This is a genomic window from Cardinium endosymbiont of Philonthus spinipes, assembly GCF_964030745.1.
Taxonomy (GTDB): Bacteria; Bacteroidota; Bacteroidia; order Cytophagales; family Amoebophilaceae; genus Cardinium.
The window spans coordinates 109,214-129,962 of sequence record NZ_OZ034918.1; the positions used below are offsets into that span (position 1 = coordinate 109,214).

Below are 20,749 nucleotides of genomic sequence, written 5' to 3' on the forward strand. Positions count from 1 at the left end.
AAGCCGTTCTTTTTTTGTTTATTGCATAAATAAGCTTACGGTTAAATAGATAGATCATTTTTAAGTATTGCATCCTATATGGTAGATTTTTCGATTTGGTGGCGACACAGTTTGTTTTTTTTAGCTTTTGGCCTACCACTTGGCGCTTATGGCAAAGAAAAAGCAGAAGATGTTTTTGAAAAACCCCAAGAAGAAAAAGTTGAAGCCACCTCTACCTTTTTTATAACACCACGAGCAGTAAAACACAATTACAGAAGGTATCACCGAATAGACCGCTCTGTAACCAAAATGGACCGTTTTACAGTGGCAGAACAGCATGGCTACAACTTTCAGGACCTGGGCAATCACTGGACCGCTGCGCAACACATCTTTTATACATTACCCCAACATATAGGTGCCACCTATGGACTTACTGCCTATGATTTTTATTTTCAACAACCACAAGATATACGTTACTACTATACAGAGAAAGCATATGCATACTTTAATATTGTGCTGGCCAACTTGGGTAGCTTTTTATTTAATGGCTGTTATACCCAACGACTGCTTGAAACCTGGCATATAGGTACGAATTGGTATGGTGCTATGACAGAAAATGAATGGCCACATAGTAAGGATGATAAAATCGTTAATGCCTTCCCCTATTTTGACATTTTTACCCATATCAAAAGTGAAGATGAGTCCTACCACCTATTTACCAGCTGGTCTAATATGCAATACCTGACCAGAGAGACAGGTGGCGTACGTTCGCGTAAGGATCAGTTTGCCTATAAAGAGCAAAATCCCAGCAAACGTTACAAATCTTCTTTTCCACTACTGGCAGAGCCATATATGCATAACAAAATTGACCAAGTACATAAAGTAATGCACAAAGAGCTGAGACGCCACTTTTACCTCTACCATCATTATGAGTTTAGCAAACCGCTACAACTATACCATGAACTGCATTATAGCCATAAAAAGAATCTATGCACCATTGACAAACTGGATGCAACATCACTACTACCTTTTATGTCTAAAGAGCTCCACAGCCAGTTTGAACCTCTCAATGATACAGCTGACAAAGAGCATGCCAGTGTTGTCATGCAATCTTTTGGTAATGAAATAGGGGTTAAAGGAGATATAGCACAGCCCAATATATATTATGCACTCCATTATAGACTGGACAATATTGCTTTACACTACGATTTTTCTAAGCCTGAAACGGTAACCTACCGCCATTCTTTAAAAGGTCAAAAAGCAACAAAAGAACACTATCTAGGTGGCCATACACGCTTGCACTTTAGCCAGCACAATAAGCTTTGTATAGATGGCACCTATCTATTGCAGCAAGGAGGCTATCATAGGCTCAACATAATCTATCAATACAAGTTTTTTAAACTTACAGGACATACGATTAAGTATAAAACGCCTTATATAGTAGCCCATGGCTATAGTAGGCACAGACTCTGGGACAAGGCTTTCACAGCGCCATCTGCATGCACAATAGATGGCGCAGTACGGTACCACACACCCCATATAACCATTCATCCTATACTATCTTTTAAAAAGCTCAACAACTATATTTACTACAGCCAAGCACCATTAAATGATAGAGATGACCATTGTATTGCTCAGCCCATGCAGGCAACCAAACCTATTTATCTTTGTTCTTTAGAAGGAAACTTAAATTTTTGCTTTTTTTCTTATTTCCATTTTGACAATAGCCTGACCATGGTAAGAGAACTCAACAAAAAAGGTAAAATTTTTAAAGGCTATATTCCCCCTTATATGTATACAGGCCGTTACTATTATGCAAACCAACCCTACGATAAAAAGATGGATATAGAAATAGGGCTAAATATACATTTTAAAGAGCTTTACTACGGAGATGGGTATGATGTCATTGCACAGCAATTTTACCGACAAAACAAATTCGCTGTACAGGGCAGACCCATTGTGGACATTTTTTGTAATATGCGCATCAGTAATTTAAAGATTTCACTGAAATACAGCTATATCAACGAATACTTTAACAAACCAACAGCCTACTTTGCTACACCATTTTACCCTGGCCTAAAAAAAGCAGCTGATATTGGCCTACATTGGTCTTTCTTTGATTAAAGGAAAATATACATAACCATATAACCATACCATGAACAAGCATAAGCCTTTTGAAAAATTCCTTGCAACTACGTACCTTAGTGGGGTGAACAGACCTCTTACGCAACCTACCTATGGCAGGCAATCTTTATAAGAAGCGTAGTCGAGCACCACACCATACTCAAGGTATGTTTGAGGAGCATAGGCGACAAAGCTGCCATTTAGCAGTCGAGTTTCGCAAAAGGTCTAATGTTTATTTGAAACAGTTGCATCTAACCGCTTATGTTACATTTTAGATTATTGCCACTATTGTATTCCATGCGCAGCCAGTATATGCAGGCAATAAAGGCTTCTTGGATAGTATTTCTATTGGGTTGTATCGCCCCTTTGAGCGCTCGTTCTGCGCCACAAGAAACTGGATCGTGTATTATGGAACATGTGGCAGATGCCCATAGCTGGCATTTTGCTACCATTGGCCAGCAACATATTGGACTTCCATTACCCATTATCCTTTATTCTTCAGATAGAGGCATCGAGTGTTTTTCCTCTGCTCGTTTGTATGACCAACACCACCAACCTACTCCCTACCGAGGCTACCTCCTTGTAGATCAAAAAATCTACTGCTTAGATCAAAACAGATCTGTCTTAGACCTATCCATTACCAAGAATATAGCAGCCATGTTAATGAGCATCCTACTACTTGTAAGCGGACTATTATGGATCACCAACAAGTATCGACGCGCCCCACTTGCCCCACCCAAAGGATGGCTTGCCCTTGTAGATCTGATTACCTCCTTTGTTAAAAATGAAATAGCCATTCCCAATATAGGCAAGCAGCATTATGCCCGATTTCTTCCCTACCTATTAACCATCTTTTGCTTTATATGGCTGAACAACCTGTTGGGGCTTCTACCAGGTGGTGCCAATGTAACAGGAAATATTTCCATCACTTTGGTACTGGCTGCTTTTACCATTCTTATTACTATTTTTAATGGCAATAAACACTATTGGCGCCATATATTTAAACCAGAGGGGGTCCCTAGCTGGTTATTACCTATTATGGTTCCAGTAGAAATGTTGGGCATTCTAACCAAGTTTTTCTCCCTTATGGTACGGTTATTTGCCAATATTACAGCAGGTCATATTATTTTACTAAGCATTATAGGGATTGTTTTTAGTATGAAAAGTACCTGTATAGGCTTAGTAGTCAGTGTACCACTTGGTACTTTTATGTTTCTCCTCAAGCTGCTCGTTGCTTTTTTGCAAGCATATGTTTTTACACTGCTTTCTGCTATTTATTTTGGGCAAGCGGTTGATGAAGGAGGCCATTAATATGTTTATATTGCTTAGTTTTTATGTATATTTGCCTAACGTCTTTAACGATTAAATAAAAATTTCTATGTTGACTTTATTAGATATAAGTTTGTCATACGCTGGTGCGGGCATTGGTGCAGGCATCATTGCATTGGGTGCAGGCATTGGCGTTGGAAAAATTGGATCTGCCGCTATGGAAGCTATGAGTAGACAGCCAGAAATGAGCTCAAAGATTCAAACTGCTATGATTATTGCTTGCGCACTGGTTGAGGGCGTTGCAGTTTTTGGTGTAGTGATTTGTGCTTTGATCGCTATGAAGTAGTATGGCGCTAATCAGCGTGCATCATCCCTTTTTCCACAACGAATAGCTGTCATGACTTTAATAACGCCCGATTTTGGTATTATCTTTTGGCAAACTATAACCTTCTTAGTGGTTTTGTTGGTATTATCTAGGTATGCTTGGAAGCCTATTTTAGGAATCGTACAAGCAAGAGAGCATGCGGTAGCAAATGCTATAGATAAAATTGCGCAAGCAGAAGCATTAATCAAGCAAGTGGAGGATGACCGAAATAGATTAATAGGCGAGGCACATCTAGAACGTGAGCGTATCATTGGTGAAGCATTGGCGACTCAGCGCACCATTCTTGACCAAGCCCATCAAGAAGGTTTAACAGTCAAGGAGCAGTTGGTCACACAAGCTAAAATCGAAATTACTAGAGAAGAAGCCCGTGCACATGAAGCAGTCAAGGCCCATTTGGGATCATTAGTGGTTCAAGTTGCTGAAAAATTATTGGCTAAAGAATTAAGCCAAGATGCATCCCAATGGGAACTAGTAGCGCAACTCATAGCAAACGAAAGCCCATCTGCTTAGCAGACAAAGAAGCTGATCTATGTTACAAAAAAAGAAGATAGCAGAACGGTATGCCAGCGTTTTGCTGGCCCAAGCCATTCAAAGTGGTAGGCTTCAGCCAATCAACAGTGACCTCTCGTTTTTGCACCATCAGTTTACGGCATATCCTTTATTAGATGGCTTACTCAATAATCCTACCATACCCCATTCTGAGAAACGAACATTACTTAAAAAGATTTGCAACCAAGGTCTTAATCCTCTGGTCTGGAGGTTTCTTGAAATAATTATAGATCAACATCAAATCGGTTTTTTAAAGGAAATTTTAACTGCCTTTTCGACCGCCTATCACAGTCACATAGGACTTCAATCTGCCACTGTAACCACTGCTGTTGCATTACCAGAAGCGCTGATTCAGAGATTGGTAGAAGAGGTAAAACAATGGGTCCCCTGTAAAGAAGTTTTGTTAAAGCAACAAATTGACCCTTCCATTATTGGAGGTTATATATTGCAAATTGGTGATTTAAAGCTAGATAAAAGTATAAAACATGGGCTGCAGGCATTACAAAATGCTTTACACTAAGCTGGTGTTTTATAGATAAAGAAGTTAAAAGCAAAATATATGGCTGCTATAAAGCAGATGAAATTATAATTGAACAAATGGCACAAATAAATACAGATGCGGTTACTGCAATACTCAAAACGCAATTATCCAACTTTAAAACGGAAACTGAACTAGCAGAAACAGGTATCGTCATTCAGTCTGGTGATGGTGTAGTACGCATCTATGGTCTCTTACATGTACAAGCAGGCGAGTTGCTTTCTTTTTCAAATGGATGCAAAGGACTGGCCTTAAACCTAGAAGAGCATATGGTAGGGGCCGTTATTTTAGGAGACGCCAATTCCATTAAAGAGGGAGATGTAGTGACGAGAAGCAAGCATGTAGCTTCCATTCAAGTAGGCGAAGGGTTACTAGGCCGTGTAGTGGACACCCTGGGCATGCCTATAGATGGCAATGGCCCTATTGTTGGAGAAACTTTTGAGATGCCCCTAGAACGCAATGGACCTGGTGTCATTTACCGTCAACCTGTAGATACACCCCTCCAAACAGGATTAAAAGCGATTGATGCAATGATTCCCATTGGCAAAGGGCAAAGGGAGCTTATTATTGGGGATAGGCAATCGGGTAAAACATCTATTGCACTCGATACCATTATCAATCAACGTAGGTTATTTGAGCAAGGCAAGCCTATTTATTGTATTTATGTAGCCATTGGTCAAAAAGCATCTGCTATAGCCGGTGTAGTGGAAACATTAACCAAACATGGTGCGATGGCCTATACCACTATTGTAGCCGCACCCTCTTCTGCTTCCGCGCCTATGCAGTCTTTTGCCCCCTTTGCAGGAGCAGCTATTGGTGAATTTTTCAGAGATACTGGAAGAGATGCGCTGGTTATATACGACGACCTTTCCAAGCAGGCAGTTGCTTATAGGGAATTATCGCTATTGTTGCGCAGACCACCAGGCCGAGAAGCCTTTCCTGGTGATATTTTTTACCTACATGCCCGTTTATTGGAACGCGCAGCCCATATCATTACTGGTGATGCAATGGCCGCTTCTATGAATGACATTCCAGCCTCCTTAATAGGAAAAGTCAAAGGAGGCGGATCACTTACCGCACTACCTATTGTAGAAACCCAAATGGGCGATGTATCTGCTTACATTCCCACCAACGTTATTTCCATTACGGATGGGCAGATCTTCCTAGAAATGAATTTATTTAATGCTGGCATCAAGCCTGCTATTAATGTAGGGATTTCTGTATCTCGCATTGGTGGCGCCGCACAAATCAAAGCGATTAAAAAAGTAGCTGCCACCTTAAAACTGGATCAAGCGCAATTTACGGAACTAGAGGCTTTTTCAAAATTTAGCTCTGATTTAGAGAATACTACTAAAAAAGCTATTGAGAGAGGGCGTAAAAACCAAGAGCTACTCAAGCAAAGCTTACACGCCCCTATGGTAGTAGAGGAACAAGTTGCTATATTGTATATAGCTATGAGTGGCTACTTGGATACCGTTCCACTAGCCCAAATCAAAATATTTGAAAGAAAGTTTTTAGAATTATTACGTACCCAACATCCTACTATGCTGGCAAGTATTGCAGAGGGAAGCTGGGGAGACCAAATGATTCAGGTGCTAACAGAAGTAGCCAAGCCCCTACTAGCAGTCTATTCAGCAACTGCTTAAAGGGGTCTCGTAAAAGTAAAGCAACCAAATCACTATGGCACATCTTAAAGAAGTAGCAGACCGAATCAGTTTGATAGCCTTTACCCAGCAAATTACCAAAGCGATGAAAATGGTATCTGCTTCCAAATTGCATAAGGCTCAGCAGAGGCTATTGCCTCTAAAAGCGTATACCACCCAATATGATCTATTATTGCATACTGTCTTACAGACTATGGATGGAAGCGAGCTAGCCCATCCTTTAACCAAACAAAAGATAGGCAATCGGCTATTGTTGGTAGTGGTTGCTTCCAATCGAGGGCTATGTGGCGCATTCAATAAAAATGTAATCAAAACAGCTTATGAAGAAGCAATCAAACGCAAGCAAAGTGGGGCCGCTGTAGAAGTGCTGGTTATTGGCAAAAAAGCCCATCAATTTTTTAAAAAGTATTCCATACCTATTATAGATGGTTATATTGACCTATTAGAAAAACCCAATGATCAAGCAAGCAGTATGTTGGCTGCCTATTGTATAGAAGCTTTTCAGACCAACAGATACACTGAGATTATATTGGCTTATACCGCTTTTAAAAATTCCGCTAAGCAAGCGGTAGCCATAGTTCCCTTTTTACCTTTTTTGCCTAGTGTGGAAACGCAGGATAACTCCCCTCCTACCGGTCCATTTTATTATATGTATGAACCCTCTCATCAGTTACTCATAGAGCAGCTTATTCCCCAAATATTAAAACATAAAATCATGCATATGCTGGTTGAATCTAGTGCCAGTGAACATGCTGCAAGAATGGCCACCATGAGCCAAGCAACGGATAATGCAGATGAGCTTTTAAAAGTACTACGCATCAGTTACAACAGAAGCAGGCAAGCATTAATCACCAACTCCCTAGCAGAAATTACAAGTGGCGCGGAAGCTTTAGCAAACGCTTAAAAGCTCCACAAATAACCTATTAAAGCAATTTTACTATATCCACCAGCCGATGGGCATACCCCCCCTCATTATCATACCAACTTATTACTTTGACCAATTTACCACGCACATAGGTCAGCTTGCCATCCACAATAGAAGAATGGGTAGTGCCTATTACATCTACAGAAACAATCGGCTCTTCCGTATAGGCCAATATCTGCTGAAGGGGGCCTTGAGCAGCTTGATACATTGCTTGATTTACAGCCTCCTTAGTAGTTTCTTTTTTTAAGATAGCAGTAAAGTCAACCACTGATCCATTCGATACAGGCACACGCATGGCAATCCCATCTAATTTGCCATCTAAATGGGGCATAACAAGTCCTATTGCTTTGGCAGCCCCTGTAGAAGTAGGAATAATAGATAACGCAGCTGCTCTTGCCCTTCTTAAATCACTATGGGGTCCATCTTGCAGCGACTGATCAGCTGTATAGGCATGAATGGTATTGATTACCCCCTGTTCTATACCAAAATGGTCATCTAATACCTTAGCAACCGGTGCCAAACAATTGGTTGTACAAGAGGCATTAGATACAATAACCGGTTTGGTTTGCAAAACAGCATCATTGATACCCAACACAACAGTAGGAATGGTAGACTCCTTAGCAGGCGCAGAAAGTACTACCCGTTTGGCCCCTGCCGCTACATGGCGCATGGCTCCCTCTTTGTCTAAAAAACGGCCTGTAGCCTCTATAACGACATCCACCCCTAGCGCTTTCCACGGCAGCTTAGATGGATCAGCTGATGCATAAACATCCATTCGCTTGTTATCTATGGTGATACTGGCATCATCAAATGTAACCTGCCCCTTGAAGGGACCATAATTGGAATCATATTTAAACAAATGGGCCAACGTAGCACTATTTGCCAAATCATTAAGGGCAACCACCTTTACATCACTACAAGCTAAAAGGTGACGTAACACCAATCGGCCAATACGACCAAATCCATTAATTGCAATATTTTTCATGATTGTGATTTATTTTTATTTAAAAGGTCATCCAATTTCGTTAACACCTTCAGCTGGTCTGCAGTAGTAGCCAAGAACAAGCTAAATTTTTCCCATTTAGATACCGATTTAGGCGCATTACACAATTTAACAGTAATTAGTTCCTTCGCTCTGTAAAGATAAATCATTGCACCCAAGAGATCAGTCCGCTCCTCGTTGGTGAATCCTGTGAAGAAAACACTAAAAAACTTCTCAAGACTATCCGGAATCACCTGATTGAAAAGTTCTTTTAGTATTTTTTGATCAGCTTCAACGAATTTCATTACCAAGAGTAAAAATTCTTGCCTATTCTTTTTTTCTTTTATTAAGGATAGCTTACCCCCCCATTCATCTTGGGGTATAGCTTCATCTTGTTTTTGTTGGTCTTCGACCTTTTGTTTGATTAATTTATTGATATCTGGTTTGAGTATAGCTGCATGTTCATCATTAGACATATTTGGATCGATAGGTTTATTATTTGACTTAGCCTGGCTTGACTCATCTTTTCCAGTATGCATACCCGAACTATCTTTTGTATCATTAGATTGCATAATTTCCCTTAGAATATCCTGTCGACCACGATCTTTAAGTTTAGATAAGTTTTCTTTATCCTCCTTCTTTAGTTCCCCAAATACATTGCAGAATTTTGATGCGATACGCTCGACTACCTTCTGTGGGTTATCGAATTGGATTACCTCATTCTTGAACGCAGTGGCTTGATCGTCTGATAATAGTGCAATCAAATCTATATAGTGTTGCTTAGTTAGAGCGTCAACTTGCTGAATCATTTTGAACAGCATCAAGTATTCATTAAGAACCGCTTCTCGATCATGTAGGGTATCGCATTGAGCAAGTTTTTGTTTCAATTCAATGTGGTCTGACCGAGGCAACAGCTTAAGCACCTCATTATATTTTTTTTGATTTTCAAGCCGTTTGTATATAAAATCCTCTAACTTTTTTACTTTGTCGATTTTATCAATTTGCTTTTTTAACTCCACCTTATCTTCACCATCTAATAGACCCAGGAGTTCTAGGTAAGCTTCTTTAGCAGGTTTAGGTAGCTCTCCAAGCACTGAATTATACTGAGGCATAAACTCTGGTCGTACACCGTTACAACTTGTAGAGAACAATACAACTAGGATATAAATCCAAAAATAAGGCATGAAATATGAATCTTTTTTCGCTCCTTTTCTATGTAACATATGATTGCTATAAATAATATGAGGCGATCGCAATACCGCCTCTTTCGAAACCTATTTTTAATGGCAATTTTGATGCCGAAAGAGGTCTAATAGAAAATCAAAACAACCTACTCATACAAATCTATCCTTAATTTAGAGATTTTTATATATGCACAGCACCAGAATATTATTATTACGCTTTATCTAGCTTCAAAAAACTTTCAATAACAGTTGAATAGACCTGTTCTCAACTGCTTATGGCTCCATGTAATTATCTTCTTCTTCCCTGCTTATAATTTCACATATAGCCTCCCTAAGCTTAGTTAACAACCCTGTTCCAGACCAACCTGCGATCCAAACGATGCGAAGAGACTCCCCAGTGGTTAATAAGTCAGGACGGTTACATAATTTAATAGTGAGTGACTGATCCTTTCTATACAGGCAAATCAATATTTTCAATAGTTTAATACGGTCACCTGGACTAAATGCTTCACGATAAGCACGTACAAAAAAATAAATACTCTCGGACTCTGCTTGGTTGAAAAGTCTCTTTAAAGATTTTCGATCTTCTTGCTTGAATGGCAATATAGAAAGTAAAAACTCCTTTCTTTGCTTACCTTCTAATGGTAGTTTATCCCCCCATTCATCTTGTGGTATGGCTTCCTCTTGTTCTTGTTGTGCTTGTTGCTCTTTGTGTTTTTCTTCAAGCAATTTATGAATATCCAGCTGCGCAACCGATGGAATGACATCGCTATCATTTGGCTGCGCTGCTTTGGAGGCAGCAGCCTCTTGTTCCTTGTGGCGTATAGGTGCTTCAAAAAGATCTTTAAGAAACTCCTGCCGTCTACGATCTGACAGTTTCAAGAAACTTTCTTGCGCACGATCATCCAATTGACCAAACCATTTAGGAAGCCAAGATGCAATCAGCTGATCGGCCTCATCTGGCCTGGTAAGCTGGACGATTTTATTTTTTAATGCGGTAGCTTTATGGTCGGGTAATATTTCCAATAAATCTATATAGTGTTGCCGGGTTGGAATGGCAGCATGCTGAATCATCTTCAAATCACTTGCACATTGATCGATAAGCTTTTTTTGTGCATCTATTTGACCATCCATATCATGGATATCAAATGATTTATCAAACTTTTGCTTAAGCACAGCCCGCTCAGGTTTGGGTAGCAACTGCAGCAAGGCATTATAAGCTATATGATTTTGAAGACTTTTATCTATAAAGTCTTTTAATATACTTTGCGATGAGATTCTATCCATTACCTTTTCTAACCGCTCCTTTCCACTATCGTCTACCATTTGCGTTAGAGTGAAATACTGCTCTTTGATTGACTCAGGTAAACTAGCTAAAGTTAAATTGGGCTTAGGCAATAGGCCACCCCGTAGGCAACCACACATTACAAAAGGTAAATAGGCTACAACCAGAGTATAAAATAAATAATAATGTACAAAAAATATTTTTTTTTGCTGCGCTTTTCTACGTAACATATAACTACTGTAGCTAATAGTAAATGGAAGTACTATCTAAAAGTACGCTATTCTCAACAATAATAGACCTTCTGCAAAACCTATTTCTAATGGCAATTTTGGTGTCGAAGCTTGTCTATACTCCTCAAATACATCTAGTATGCTGCGGTGCTCGACTGCGCTTCTCCTGAAAATTGCTGATCACAAATAGCTTTTGCAGAAGGTCTAATGAAGCATACAGTATGCTTAGCGCTTGAATTTAACCATTAATCTTATTAAAGAAAAGTTAAATTAATAGCTAACTATCGGGTGATTAGGGCTGCCTATAACTTCTTTTTTAAATCTTTTATACCATCTACAAGCCATAATTCTAAGTAGATTGCATATATTTGTTATAATCTTTAAAAGGGGGCATTTTTATAGCGCTAACAAACCATACTGTTCATTCCATTCTTTTTTATATGCAATGCAACCATTATCCTTCTCCTGCTTTTCTACAAAAGCATTAAGCATATGTATTTACTTTTGCATGCTATGTATGAGCGGTGGATATACCCATGCTAACCCAACACCCCACGCAACGTCCCAAACCCACCAACCATCTCCTGTGGACAAACAGCTTATATGGGCCATTCAAGAGAATGATTTGGAAAAGGTCACTGGTTTATTACGAGATAGAAAAAACATTAATAATCAAGATTATTTGGGATATAGCCCATTGCACTATGCTGCTAAATATGCTAAAGAAGCAATTGTGGCATGCCTCATTGAGGCCAAAGCTTTTTTAAATCCAGTAAGCGTTAAAAGTGGCAATACTCCTTTGTTGCTTGCAATCGAAAGGGGCCATAGAAAGATCGTATCGCTTTTGCTTACAGCTGGTGCAGATCCAAACATTGTAAATGGTCAAGGGCATAGTGCATTACAACTGGCCATTAACAAAAACAGAAAGGATTTAGTACAGTTATTATTGCAAGCCGGCGCGCATTACAACACCAAACCTAGCGCTTTATACATGGCTATAAAAAAAGCTAGTCTTCCAATTGTTCAACGCTTGTTGCAGCAAGAACAAGTTATGGAAACCAAAGACGACAAGGGATATACTGAGCTGCATTGGGCTGTCAAGCAAAATATAGTGTCCATCTTTCGAGCATTGGTAAAATCTGGACGCTTTAATATCAATGAACAAGCACATAATGGCGTTACGCCACTACACCTTATAGCTGCAAATACAAAAAGCAAGTTATTAAACACATTACACAATTGCCTCCTATTGGATGTCAACATAACAGATAATACTGAGAGCACACCATTGCATTATGCAGCAGCTACTGGCAACCTAAAAACCGTGAATGGATTATTGCGTTTTGCGTCTATCAACGTAAACAAACAAAACAAGAGCGGACAAACTGCTTTACATTATGCTGTTGAATATCAACATGCAACTATTGTAAAAAAACTATTGGCACACGCTGGAAGGGGAGTATTTCTACAAAATAAAAACGGACTTAGCCCATTAGAGCTTGCCATGCATCATGGCAATGCTAAAATTTACAATCTGATATTAGCGCATATAAATCTTTTGGGTGTTGATTAACCCTCCCACTACTTTTAAGGTGGGCAACCCGCTCATTATGCGCTGTAATCGCCTTAATTATACATTATGATCAAACAGGATGCCACCATTCTTGCGCTGATAGAAAAAGAAAAAATACGCCAAGTAGAAGGATTAGAATTGATTGCTTCTGAGAATTTTGTTTCTGCGCAAATAGCTGCTGCCACAGGCAGCATTCTAACCAATAAGTATGCAGAAGGCCTACCAGGTAAACGCTACTATGGTGGTTGCGATATCGTAGATGAAGTAGAATCCTTGGCTATTGAACGGGCCAAAGCATTGTTCCATGTAGATTGGGTGAATGTACAGCCACATTCTGGTTCACAGGCAAATGCAGCCTTGATGATGGCGGTTTTAAAGCCTGGTGATAAAATATTAGGATTTAATTTATCCCATGGTGGCCACTTAACCCACGGATCTCCTGTAAATTTTTCCGGGAAATTATACCAATCTTTTTTTTACGGTTTAAACCAAGAAACAGGATGTATAGAGTGGGAAGAAGTTGCACAAAAGGCAAGAGCGATACAACCGGTTATGATTATTTGTGGCGCTTCTGCTTATAGCCGTGATTGGGATTATCTAAGGCTGCGCGCCATTGCAGATGAAGTAGGTGCATTTTTATGGGCAGACATTGCCCATCCTGCAGGCCTGATCAGTCAAGGACTACTCAATAATCCTTTCCCCTATTGTCATTTTGTAACTACTACCACACACAAAACCTTACGAGGACCTCGAGGAGGTATGATCCTTATGGGCAAAGATTTTGACCATCCAAAAGCCAATGCCAAAGGCATGGTTCAAAGAATGTCTACCTTGCTGAATGCTGCTGTCTTCCCCGGCACACAAGGCGGACCACAGATGCACACCATTGCTGCCAAGGCTATTGCATGCTACGAAGCCATGACCAATGACTACAAAGCTTATGCCATACAAGTACAAAAAAATGCAAAGGTGATGGCACAAGCGTTAATGGATCAAGGATACAAGATTATATCTAATGGAACAGACAACCACCTGTTATTGCTAGATTTATCTGGTCATAAGCTTACAGGCCAAAAAGCCGAAGCTGCTTTACAAAAGGCAGCGATTACCACGAATAAAAATTTAATTCCTTTTGATACTACTACGCCACAAGTTACCTCAGGCATCCGTTTGGGCACAGCTGCTATCACAACCAGGGGCTTGGTGGATGGTGATATGCTATTGGTAGTAGAGTGGATCGATCGTGTCCTTAAGAATATTGACAATGAGTCAGAGATTAAACAAGTAAAGGCAGCAGTCAATAGATATATGCGCCATTTTCCCTTAACAAGGGTGGACTATTCGAGCTAATGTAATAGACCCCTTACATAACCTATTTGTGACGAACAATTTTTAGGAGAAGCGCAGTCGAGCACCGCAGAATACTAGTATCTATTCACGTCACTGGTTAATAATGAATTTTATTCCACTTTTTTCTTGATAAAAAAGTGGACAAAAAATCAAGCCCTCGGCAAAAAGTTCCGGAACCCACCCCTTACAGATGGAAAAACAGAAGTCGCCCGCTGCGCGGGCTTCAAAGGAATCTGTTTTTCCTAATCATCTGCAAGGGGTGGGTTCTATTTCGAAACTTTTTACAGGGGCATTTTTCTACTATGGCCATAGCGTTGAACGCATACGCTACCTTTGGCTGAAAAAGCAAGTGGCTAATCCATTACCAGCCGCAGCGTCTCCTTCGATAAAAAAATGGCGCTCTAGTAAAACACTAACACCTGAGCGATATATTTTTCAGTGGATTAGAAAATCGTCTGTTTGAAGCCCGCTTGCGGGCTGAGTTTACGATTTTCCCGCTGAAAAATATATCGATTCAGCTATTTACTATCGGGCCAGACTTTTTATCGAAGGAGATAAGGCGGCCAGCCAGAGACGTGAATAGATACGAATTTTATTCCACTTTTTTCTTGATAAAAAAGTGGACAAAAAATCAAGCCCTCGGCAAAAAGTTCCGGAACCCATCCCTTACAGATGGAAAAACAGAAGTCGCCCGCTACGCGGGCTTCAAAGGAATCTGTTTTTCCTAATCATCTGCAAGGGGTGGGTTCTATTTCGAAACTTTTTACAGGGGCATTTTTCTACTATGGCCATAGCGTTGAACGCATACGCTACCTTTGGCTGAAAAAGCAAGTGGCTAATCCATTACCAGCCGCAGCGTCTCCTTCGATAAAAAAATGGCGCTCTAGTAAAACACTAACACCTGAGCGATATATTTTTCAGTGGATTAGAAAATCGTCTGTTTGAAGCCCGCTTGCGGGCTGAGTTTACGATTTTCCCGCTGAAAAATATATCGATTCAGCTATTTACTATCGGGCCAGACTTTTTATCGAAGGAGATAAGGCGGCCAGCCAGAGACGTGAATAGATACGAATTTTATTCCACTTTTTTCTTGATAAAAAAGTGGACAAAAAATCAAGCCCTCGGCAAAAAGTTCCGGAACCCACCCCTTACAGATGAAAAAACAGAAGTCGCCCGCTCCGCGGGCTTCAAAGGAAGCTGTTTTTCCTAATCATCTGCAAGGGGTGGGTTCTATTTCGAAACTTTTTACAGGGGCATTTTATCACTATGGCCATAGTGTTGAACAGATACTATTCCTTTCCCTGACGTAAGAGCTCTTTAAGCTTGCCAACAAATAGAAAATCTTCTAGCTCTTGCAATCTAGTATATAAAATATCCTTGGAACTACCTTCCCACAACTTTTTCCCTTTGTATAAGAACAAGATAAAATCACCCAGAGATAAAATTGTATTCATATCGTGGGTCACTATGACAGTCGTTGTTTTATAAGTTTGGGTTACTTGTGCAATCAATTCATCTATTTTAAGGGCTGTTTGAGGATCTAGGCCAGAGTTAGGTTCATCACAAAACAGATATTTAGGATGGTTCACAATAGCTCTAGCAATGCCAGCCCGCTTTTTCATGCCACCACTTAATTCATTGGGCATCTTATGCTGTGCATCTATCAGGCCTACTTGCTCCAAACACTGATGGACACGATCTTTTTTTTCTGATGCACTCATTGTGGTGAGTACATCTAATGGGAAGCGAACATTTTCCTCTATGTTTTTAGAATCAAATAGAGCCCCCCCCTGAAAGAGCATGCCAATTTCTCTTCTTATCTCAGTTTGCAGCAGCTTATCGCCATATACGAGATCACGCCCATCAAAAAAAGAAACACCCTCATCTGGCATGACCAATCCAAGTAAACATTTCATTAAAAGGCTTTTCCCAGTTCCACTGGCACCTATTACCAAACTGATTTGCCCAGTTTTAAATCTGCCAGTGATCCCATCTAGGACTACTTTTTTATTAAAAGTTTTAGAAATATTTTCAAAAGTAATCATATAGGCACAACCGATTTAGATACGATGACCGAGTAAAACATAGACTAAAAATAAATCGGCTATTAGAATAGCAATACAACTATTGGTAACCGCTTCTGTACTAGATTTGCCTACATCTAACGATCCGCCCCTTGTAAAAAAACCCTTGTAACAAGCAATAGAAGAAATGATAAAAGCATAAACCAATGATTTATACAACGCCACATGGATATCGTATGCATCAAACGCATTTCTTAATCCATTGATATAGGCTTGAGGAGGAATGGAGGTGAGCCACTTGCAAGAGAGGAAACCACCATAAATAGAAAGAAACATAGCAATAATCACCAACAATGGATACATGCAAACGGTGGCAATAATCTTAGGTAAAACCAAATAATTATTGGCATTTACACCCATAATCTCTAATGCATCGATTTGCTCACTAATGCGCATAGACCCCAGTTCACTGGCTATACTAGACCCTATATTACCGGTAAAAACAATGCCAATGACCGTTGGAGCCAATTCAGAAACCGTCATATTACGCACTGCAACACCTATAAAATCTTTGGTAATAAGTGGATTTTTTAATTGAGAAGCAAGCTGAATGCAAGTAGCTCCACCCATAAAAATGGAAATAATACAAACAATAAAAAGAGAGTCTACGCCTACTTGAATACATTCCTTGAAAACCCGAGCCAAAAACATGCGGTACGGAATAGGGTTGCCAAACATGGCGCGCAAAAAAAGTAAATATGCTCCAAATGATTTGATCATAGCTTACAATAAAATCCAAACTCTATTTCAGAAAAATAACCAATAAATAGATAGCAATCAAGCAATCCGCTTCCATAAACCATTATTTTGCCATCAAAGGGATGGTAAAACCTTATACAGACATTTTGGTTTTATAATCGAAACGAATAAATAAAAAAAAGCCCAGCAGGATGCGTTCAAGTATCAAAGCAATCCATACGCCATTGATATGCCACTTATAGTTTATAACTAAAAGGTAGCAAATACCCACCCCAATAAGCTGTGTAATCATATTAGATAGGAATAAAAAAGCATTGTCATTCAAACCACGCAATATACTATTTCCCCAGTAGCAAAGGCTATAAAATAATTGAAAAAGCGAGAGATGGGTAATCAACAATACTACCAAAGCACGTACGGTATAAACAGGTTTATAAAAAGAAATAATATAAGGGCTCATAGCATACAGCATCAGTCCAACTATAATGGAAACCATACCAATCACAGAACATGCCATAAAGGCTACTTTTCTTACCAAACATCCATTTTGAGGATGGTGTTGCTGTGTTACCAACATCGAACCAGAAAGTCCTAAACCAACTGCAAAAATGGTGATTAATTGGCAAATATTAAATAAAATAGCATGTGCTGCTTGTGCTTCTATGCTGATCCAGCCTACCATAATGGCAATAAAAAGAAGATAAGCACCTTCTATGCCAAACTGCAGTCCAACTGGCCAACTGATCGACAAGATTTTCTTAAAATACCGCCAAGATATTTGGCGCCAACCCAGCCCCGTGATAGGATGATTTTGTGGTGATAGATACACCAAATAGACCACCCCTGCTATTACAGTCAGTATTTCTGAAAGTACAATAGCAATAGCTGCTCCATTCAACCCAAATGCTGGAGCCCCCCATTGGCCATACATGAATAAAAAATTAAATATTAAATTAGTAATCAGTGTAAAGAATGTTAACAGCAGTGCAATTTTCCCATGGGCGCATCCTTCCAGATAGCGTTTGATCATATTATTAATAGCCGAAGGTATGAGTGAAATAGCTATAATCTGTAAATAGGGGCGTCCTAGGCTAGCTATCTCTGGTGATTGGTGCGCACAAGCCAAATAAAAAGAGAGCACCAACAGCGCTATAATAAAAAGAAGCGCAAAAAAGGTATTGAGTAATAACCCATGTTTCAAAATTTGTCCAACCTGTTTATGATTTTTTTTACGATCTGCACGGGCCACTAGTAGCGCAACGCTAATAGAAATACCTGCATTCATTTTTTTAAAAATATTGAACAATGTATGGGCAAAAACGGCAGAAGCAGCATGCGCAACACCAATGCGGCTTACCATAGTAGTATTTACTGCCTCAATGGCTAATACATTTAGGTTATTAAATATAATGGGATAGCTACGCATAAGGTAGGCTACAATTAACCTTCTATCAATAGATGGAAAACGTAAATACATAGGGGTTAGAATGCGCTAAAAAAACAGGCCAATATATTGAGCAGCATAAAAGTAGACCAGAACAGTTAAGCCCATATCGTATAGAGCAATAGACAATTAAGAGACCTTCTGCAAAAGCTATTTCTGCTTCTCCTAAAAATTGCTGATCACACGTAGCTTTTGCAGAAGGTCTAAGTAAGATAGCGCAAATGATTTCATGCAAATTTAGAAAGGATGCGCAACAAAAACAACTATAATAGAGGGATAGTGTGACCTTCCATAAAAGTTTGGCGCCCAATAAAATTAATCATCTATCTCCTCAACTGGTTCTTTTCCTAGAGGAATGTTAGTGGACATAGCTGCTTTCAGGAAAAGTTGGTCACTATAGTCACGAGACAGCGTAGTTCCCTTCACAGGTTTCAAACCAGGCCTACCTGGACTACCTGCATTTATCCCAGCCAATCCTTGATAGTGTCCAGAATGAGCTAATTCTTTAGCAATTAGACTATCCGTTACATTCAAAAGACCGTGCATGACAATAATATTTGTATCAACCAAATAGCTCATCAAACCAGTTCTATCCTTTCCACTTTTACAAAAAACCAAAACAGAAGCAATAGCTTGATCTTTTGCTTGGCCCAATACTGCCTTACATGCAATATAGTTTGCACAAAGCGTCGCATTGGGATTGTCCGTTACATAGGCGGTCTGTTTTACGTTATTCCAAATCTGAGATTTTTTAGCAGCCGCTTCTAATACAGCTAATTGCTTAAATAGGTTCTTATCCTTTAGATCTCCGATTTCCTCTATTGCCTTGTTCCTATCCGCTGTTGGATCCTCTTTTTTTGCAAAGCTACAAATCTTCTCAAAACAGCTTTTCTTTTTGCGCTCCTCATTAAAATATTTACATACATTGGAATGGGTTGGTTGATAGAAAGCCACAGCTTGATTTACCAATTTATTGAACTGATTATCAAGGTTATCACATGTTCCAATCCCATTGATCGATAGGTTCATAAATCGATCATTCCCTACTACCTTTTGCGTATCCTCTACAATTTTTTTTTCACGAGCTTGCTCAAAACCCAGCAGATTCATATTATAATTTAAAGAGATTACTTCTATATCTTTACAATGGTTGGTAACTTGCTCCCAATTATCTTGAGTCATTTGAAAATCTGTGACTTTATCCGCCCATTCAATAGGAGAGGCCAATGATCCACTATGATAGTAACCGCCCAATAGAATTGGATGATTATTTTCGTCATAAGCCATCACCCTTTTTTGATAGGCATTTCTGCACCCTGGAATGCTTCGAAGTTGGGTTGGAATGTAGTGGTTACCATCTGTTAATTTTTTCTGATAGACATCAATGAACTTTTGTTCAAATGGATCTAAACGGAGGTACCATTTTTCTGATTCTTTATTGCGATAGGCCCGTTGCTGTTTTTCTGTTGGTTTCAACCACTTTTTATCTTCCAATGCAAACTTTTTGCCATCTATCGAAAAGATAGTAGTAACATTATAATGTGTATCATCTAATCCAACATAATTTTCTGCCAATCTCAGTTTAGCATTTATAGAATTTTCATCTTCTTTCTTAAAGATCCTTTTTTGTAGGTGTAATACAACTGCTTTATTTAGCTTTTTTATCGTGTCTATCCAAAAATCTTCTGATTTTGGTTGGTCTAAACAATCATAATAATATTCAATAAATTCACGGGCTTTGTCGGCAAATACGATCCCGCCTTGTCCATATAGTGCGCAAATCCTTTTTGCAGCACGATATATATTCAACCCTTGAACGATATAGTCTTCTGAGGCATATAGGCTATTGCTACTCCCATTATTACCTACCTCTCGCACCAATTCATCTCCTGAAAGCTTCCATTGAATATTTCTCCTCCGATCAGCCCTTTCACGCATCGTTTCCATCCAGCTTTTAAAATCAAAGTATACATTATCTTTTCGAGGATCAGATAAAGACGATGGCTGTTGCGTGGATACATCTTTAAGATGTTTATGCTCATTAGCCTTAGAATCAGTATCAGACTCATAACCAGACTCATAACCAGGATCAGCGTCAAGATTAGCCTTAAAATCAGGGTCAGTGTCAAGATTAAATTCAGGATTAAACTCATGATTAGCCTGATAACCACCACCATCATCCAAATGAGACTTAGGACTAGGATCAGGACCAGGATCGGGATCAGCAACAGCATACCCTTTTGCAGGACCGTCTAATGGCAACTTCTTCTCAACCACTTGAGGCAATATAGATATAGGAAGGGATTGAAGTTTATTATTCCAACACTTGGACGCCTGTAAAAAAATAGTAGAGAAAACAAAACAGCAACTTGCTTTGCATAAGCCATTTTTATTAAAATTTAAAGCCATATGGACGGAGATCGATAATTTAACTATATTACTGATTCCAAATAAAAAAAACAAATATAATAGCGACAAAATGATG

The 20,749-nt window shown here is 39.3% G+C and carries 19 protein-coding genes; 12 read left to right on the top strand and 7 right to left on the bottom strand.

Annotated features, from left to right (window positions below; translation table 11 throughout):
- Positions 1-78: 78 nt before the first annotated feature.
- The 7 genes from AAHM81_RS00465 to atpG all read left to right on the top strand — a co-directional run bounded on the left by AAHM81_RS00465 (position 79) and on the right by atpG (position 7,412).
- Positions 79-2,103, top strand: coding sequence for a putative porin (locus AAHM81_RS00465; protein ID WP_342265413.1), 2,025 nt, complete (start codon positions 79-81; stop codon positions 2,101-2,103).
- A 261-nt stretch (positions 2,104-2,364) separates the two neighbouring features.
- A complete protein-coding gene (gene atpB / locus AAHM81_RS00470) occupies positions 2,365-3,414 on the top strand; it encodes a F0F1 ATP synthase subunit A (protein WP_342265414.1) in 1,050 nt (349 codons plus the stop codon).
- Between the two features lie 67 nt (positions 3,415-3,481).
- Entirely contained in the window at positions 3,482-3,718 is a 237-nt protein-coding gene (atpE, locus tag AAHM81_RS00475; protein ID WP_342265415.1) for an ATP synthase F0 subunit C, read from the top strand.
- 51 nt (positions 3,719-3,769) lie between these two features.
- Positions 3,770-4,267 carry a F0F1 ATP synthase subunit B gene (atpF, locus tag AAHM81_RS00480; RefSeq protein WP_342265416.1) on the top strand — a complete coding sequence of 166 codons (498 nt, stop codon included), beginning with the start codon at positions 3,770-3,772 and terminating at the stop codon, positions 4,265-4,267.
- A 19-nt stretch (positions 4,268-4,286) separates the two neighbouring features.
- The gene (atpH, locus tag AAHM81_RS00485; protein ID WP_342265417.1) at positions 4,287-4,826 is read left to right on the top strand and encodes an ATP synthase F1 subunit delta; all 540 of its coding nucleotides are present in this window, start codon (positions 4,287-4,289) and stop codon (positions 4,824-4,826) included.
- 77 nt (positions 4,827-4,903) lie between these two features.
- A complete protein-coding gene (gene atpA, locus AAHM81_RS00490; protein WP_342265418.1) occupies positions 4,904-6,490 on the top strand; it encodes a F0F1 ATP synthase subunit alpha in 1,587 nt (528 codons plus the stop codon).
- A gap of 34 nt (positions 6,491-6,524) precedes the next feature.
- Positions 6,525-7,412 carry an ATP synthase F1 subunit gamma gene (gene atpG / locus AAHM81_RS00495; RefSeq protein ID WP_342265419.1) on the top strand — a complete coding sequence of 296 codons (888 nt, stop codon included), beginning with the start codon at positions 6,525-6,527 and terminating at the stop codon, positions 7,410-7,412.
- Between the two features lie 19 nt (positions 7,413-7,431).
- On the opposite strand, the gene gap is transcribed toward atpG, so the two are convergent.
- From gap to AAHM81_RS00510, 3 genes are all read right to left on the bottom strand, one after another.
- The gene (gene gap, locus AAHM81_RS00500) at positions 7,432-8,418 is read right to left on the bottom strand and encodes a type I glyceraldehyde-3-phosphate dehydrogenase (RefSeq protein ID WP_342265420.1); all 987 of its coding nucleotides are present in this window, start codon (positions 8,416-8,418) and stop codon (positions 7,432-7,434) included.
- On the bottom strand, positions 8,415-9,638 hold the full coding sequence (locus AAHM81_RS00505) for a hypothetical protein (RefSeq protein ID WP_342265421.1): 1,224 nt from the start codon (positions 9,636-9,638) through the stop codon (positions 8,415-8,417). Before AAHM81_RS00505 ends, gap begins: the two co-directional genes overlap by 4 nt.
- 234 nt (positions 9,639-9,872) lie before the next feature.
- Complete coding sequence (locus AAHM81_RS00510) at positions 9,873-11,114, bottom strand: hypothetical protein (protein WP_342265422.1); 1,242 nt, start codon at positions 11,112-11,114, stop codon at positions 9,873-9,875.
- Positions 11,115-11,631: 517 nt separating this feature from the next.
- Here AAHM81_RS00510 and AAHM81_RS00515 point away from each other — a divergent pair.
- The 5 genes from AAHM81_RS00515 to AAHM81_RS00535 all read left to right on the top strand — a co-directional run bounded on the left by AAHM81_RS00515 (position 11,632) and on the right by AAHM81_RS00535 (position 15,347).
- Positions 11,632-12,687: an ankyrin repeat domain-containing protein gene (locus tag AAHM81_RS00515; protein WP_342265423.1), complete on the top strand. Its 1,056-nt coding sequence runs from the start codon at positions 11,632-11,634 to the stop codon at positions 12,685-12,687.
- Positions 12,688-12,753: 66 nt separating this feature from the next.
- Positions 12,754-14,037, top strand: coding sequence for a serine hydroxymethyltransferase (gene glyA / locus AAHM81_RS00520; protein WP_342265424.1), 1,284 nt, complete (start codon positions 12,754-12,756; stop codon positions 14,035-14,037).
- A 190-nt stretch (positions 14,038-14,227) separates the two neighbouring features.
- The gene (locus tag AAHM81_RS00525; RefSeq protein ID WP_342265425.1) at positions 14,228-14,500 is read left to right on the top strand and encodes a hypothetical protein; all 273 of its coding nucleotides are present in this window, start codon (positions 14,228-14,230) and stop codon (positions 14,498-14,500) included.
- A 209-nt stretch (positions 14,501-14,709) separates the two neighbouring features.
- Positions 14,710-14,982 (top strand): hypothetical protein, encoded by a 273-nt coding sequence (locus AAHM81_RS00530; protein WP_342265426.1) that lies wholly within the window; start codon positions 14,710-14,712, stop codon positions 14,980-14,982.
- A gap of 209 nt (positions 14,983-15,191) precedes the next feature.
- The gene (locus AAHM81_RS00535) at positions 15,192-15,347 is read left to right on the top strand and encodes a hypothetical protein (protein WP_342265427.1); all 156 of its coding nucleotides are present in this window, start codon (positions 15,192-15,194) and stop codon (positions 15,345-15,347) included.
- Here AAHM81_RS00535 and AAHM81_RS00540 read toward each other — a convergent pair.
- The 4 genes from AAHM81_RS00540 to AAHM81_RS00555 all read right to left on the bottom strand — a co-directional run bounded on the left by AAHM81_RS00540 (position 15,327) and on the right by AAHM81_RS00555 (position 20,673).
- Positions 15,327-16,082, bottom strand: coding sequence for an ABC transporter ATP-binding protein (locus AAHM81_RS00540; protein ID WP_342265428.1), 756 nt, complete (start codon positions 16,080-16,082; stop codon positions 15,327-15,329). The two genes, AAHM81_RS00535 and AAHM81_RS00540, sit on opposite strands and share 21 nt — an antisense overlap.
- A gap of 15 nt (positions 16,083-16,097) precedes the next feature.
- Positions 16,098-16,841 carry an ABC transporter permease gene (locus AAHM81_RS00545; RefSeq protein WP_342265429.1) on the bottom strand — a complete coding sequence of 248 codons (744 nt, stop codon included), beginning with the start codon at positions 16,839-16,841 and terminating at the stop codon, positions 16,098-16,100.
- A gap of 112 nt (positions 16,842-16,953) precedes the next feature.
- Positions 16,954-18,297 (bottom strand): MATE family efflux transporter, encoded by a 1,344-nt coding sequence (locus AAHM81_RS00550; protein WP_342265430.1) that lies wholly within the window; start codon positions 18,295-18,297, stop codon positions 16,954-16,956.
- Between the two features lie 282 nt (positions 18,298-18,579).
- A complete protein-coding gene (locus tag AAHM81_RS00555) occupies positions 18,580-20,673 on the bottom strand; it encodes a hypothetical protein (RefSeq protein WP_342265431.1) in 2,094 nt (697 codons plus the stop codon).
- Between the last annotated feature and the right edge of the window lie 76 nt (positions 20,674-20,749).

What these genes read in the sequence shown, in the direction of transcription:
- AAHM81_RS00465 (WP_342265413.1), top strand. Translation starts at nt 79, where the DNA reads ATGGTAGATTTTTCGATTTGGTGGCGACACAGTTTGTTTTTTTTAGCT.
- atpB (WP_342265414.1), top strand. Translation starts at nt 2,365, where the DNA reads ATGTTACATTTTAGATTATTGCCACTATTGTATTCCATGCGCAGCCAG.
- atpE (WP_342265415.1), top strand. Translation starts at nt 3,482, where the DNA reads ATGTTGACTTTATTAGATATAAGTTTGTCATACGCTGGTGCGGGCATT.
- atpF (WP_342265416.1), top strand. Translation starts at nt 3,770, where the DNA reads ATGACTTTAATAACGCCCGATTTTGGTATTATCTTTTGGCAAACTATA.
- atpH (WP_342265417.1), top strand. Translation starts at nt 4,287, where the DNA reads ATGTTACAAAAAAAGAAGATAGCAGAACGGTATGCCAGCGTTTTGCTG.
- atpA (WP_342265418.1), top strand. Translation starts at nt 4,904, where the DNA reads ATGGCACAAATAAATACAGATGCGGTTACTGCAATACTCAAAACGCAA.
- atpG (WP_342265419.1), top strand. Translation starts at nt 6,525, where the DNA reads ATGGCACATCTTAAAGAAGTAGCAGACCGAATCAGTTTGATAGCCTTT.
- gap (WP_342265420.1), bottom strand. Translation starts at nt 8,418, where the DNA reads ATGAAAAATATTGCAATTAATGGATTTGGTCGTATTGGCCGATTGGTG.
- AAHM81_RS00505 (WP_342265421.1), bottom strand. Translation starts at nt 9,638, where the DNA reads ATGTTACATAGAAAAGGAGCGAAAAAAGATTCATATTTCATGCCTTAT.
- AAHM81_RS00510 (WP_342265422.1), bottom strand. Translation starts at nt 11,114, where the DNA reads ATGTTACGTAGAAAAGCGCAGCAAAAAAAAATATTTTTTGTACATTAT.
- AAHM81_RS00515 (WP_342265423.1), top strand. Translation starts at nt 11,632, where the DNA reads ATGAGCGGTGGATATACCCATGCTAACCCAACACCCCACGCAACGTCC.
- glyA (WP_342265424.1), top strand. Translation starts at nt 12,754, where the DNA reads ATGATCAAACAGGATGCCACCATTCTTGCGCTGATAGAAAAAGAAAAA.
- AAHM81_RS00525 (WP_342265425.1), top strand. Translation starts at nt 14,228, where the DNA reads ATGGAAAAACAGAAGTCGCCCGCTGCGCGGGCTTCAAAGGAATCTGTT.
- AAHM81_RS00530 (WP_342265426.1), top strand. Translation starts at nt 14,710, where the DNA reads ATGGAAAAACAGAAGTCGCCCGCTACGCGGGCTTCAAAGGAATCTGTT.
- AAHM81_RS00535 (WP_342265427.1), top strand. Translation starts at nt 15,192, where the DNA reads ATGAAAAAACAGAAGTCGCCCGCTCCGCGGGCTTCAAAGGAAGCTGTT.
- AAHM81_RS00540 (WP_342265428.1), bottom strand. Translation starts at nt 16,082, where the DNA reads ATGATTACTTTTGAAAATATTTCTAAAACTTTTAATAAAAAAGTAGTC.
- AAHM81_RS00545 (WP_342265429.1), bottom strand. Translation starts at nt 16,841, where the DNA reads ATGATCAAATCATTTGGAGCATATTTACTTTTTTTGCGCGCCATGTTT.
- AAHM81_RS00550 (WP_342265430.1), bottom strand. Translation starts at nt 18,297, where the DNA reads ATGTATTTACGTTTTCCATCTATTGATAGAAGGTTAATTGTAGCCTAC.
- AAHM81_RS00555 (WP_342265431.1), bottom strand. Translation starts at nt 20,673, where the DNA reads ATGGCTTTAAATTTTAATAAAAATGGCTTATGCAAAGCAAGTTGCTGT.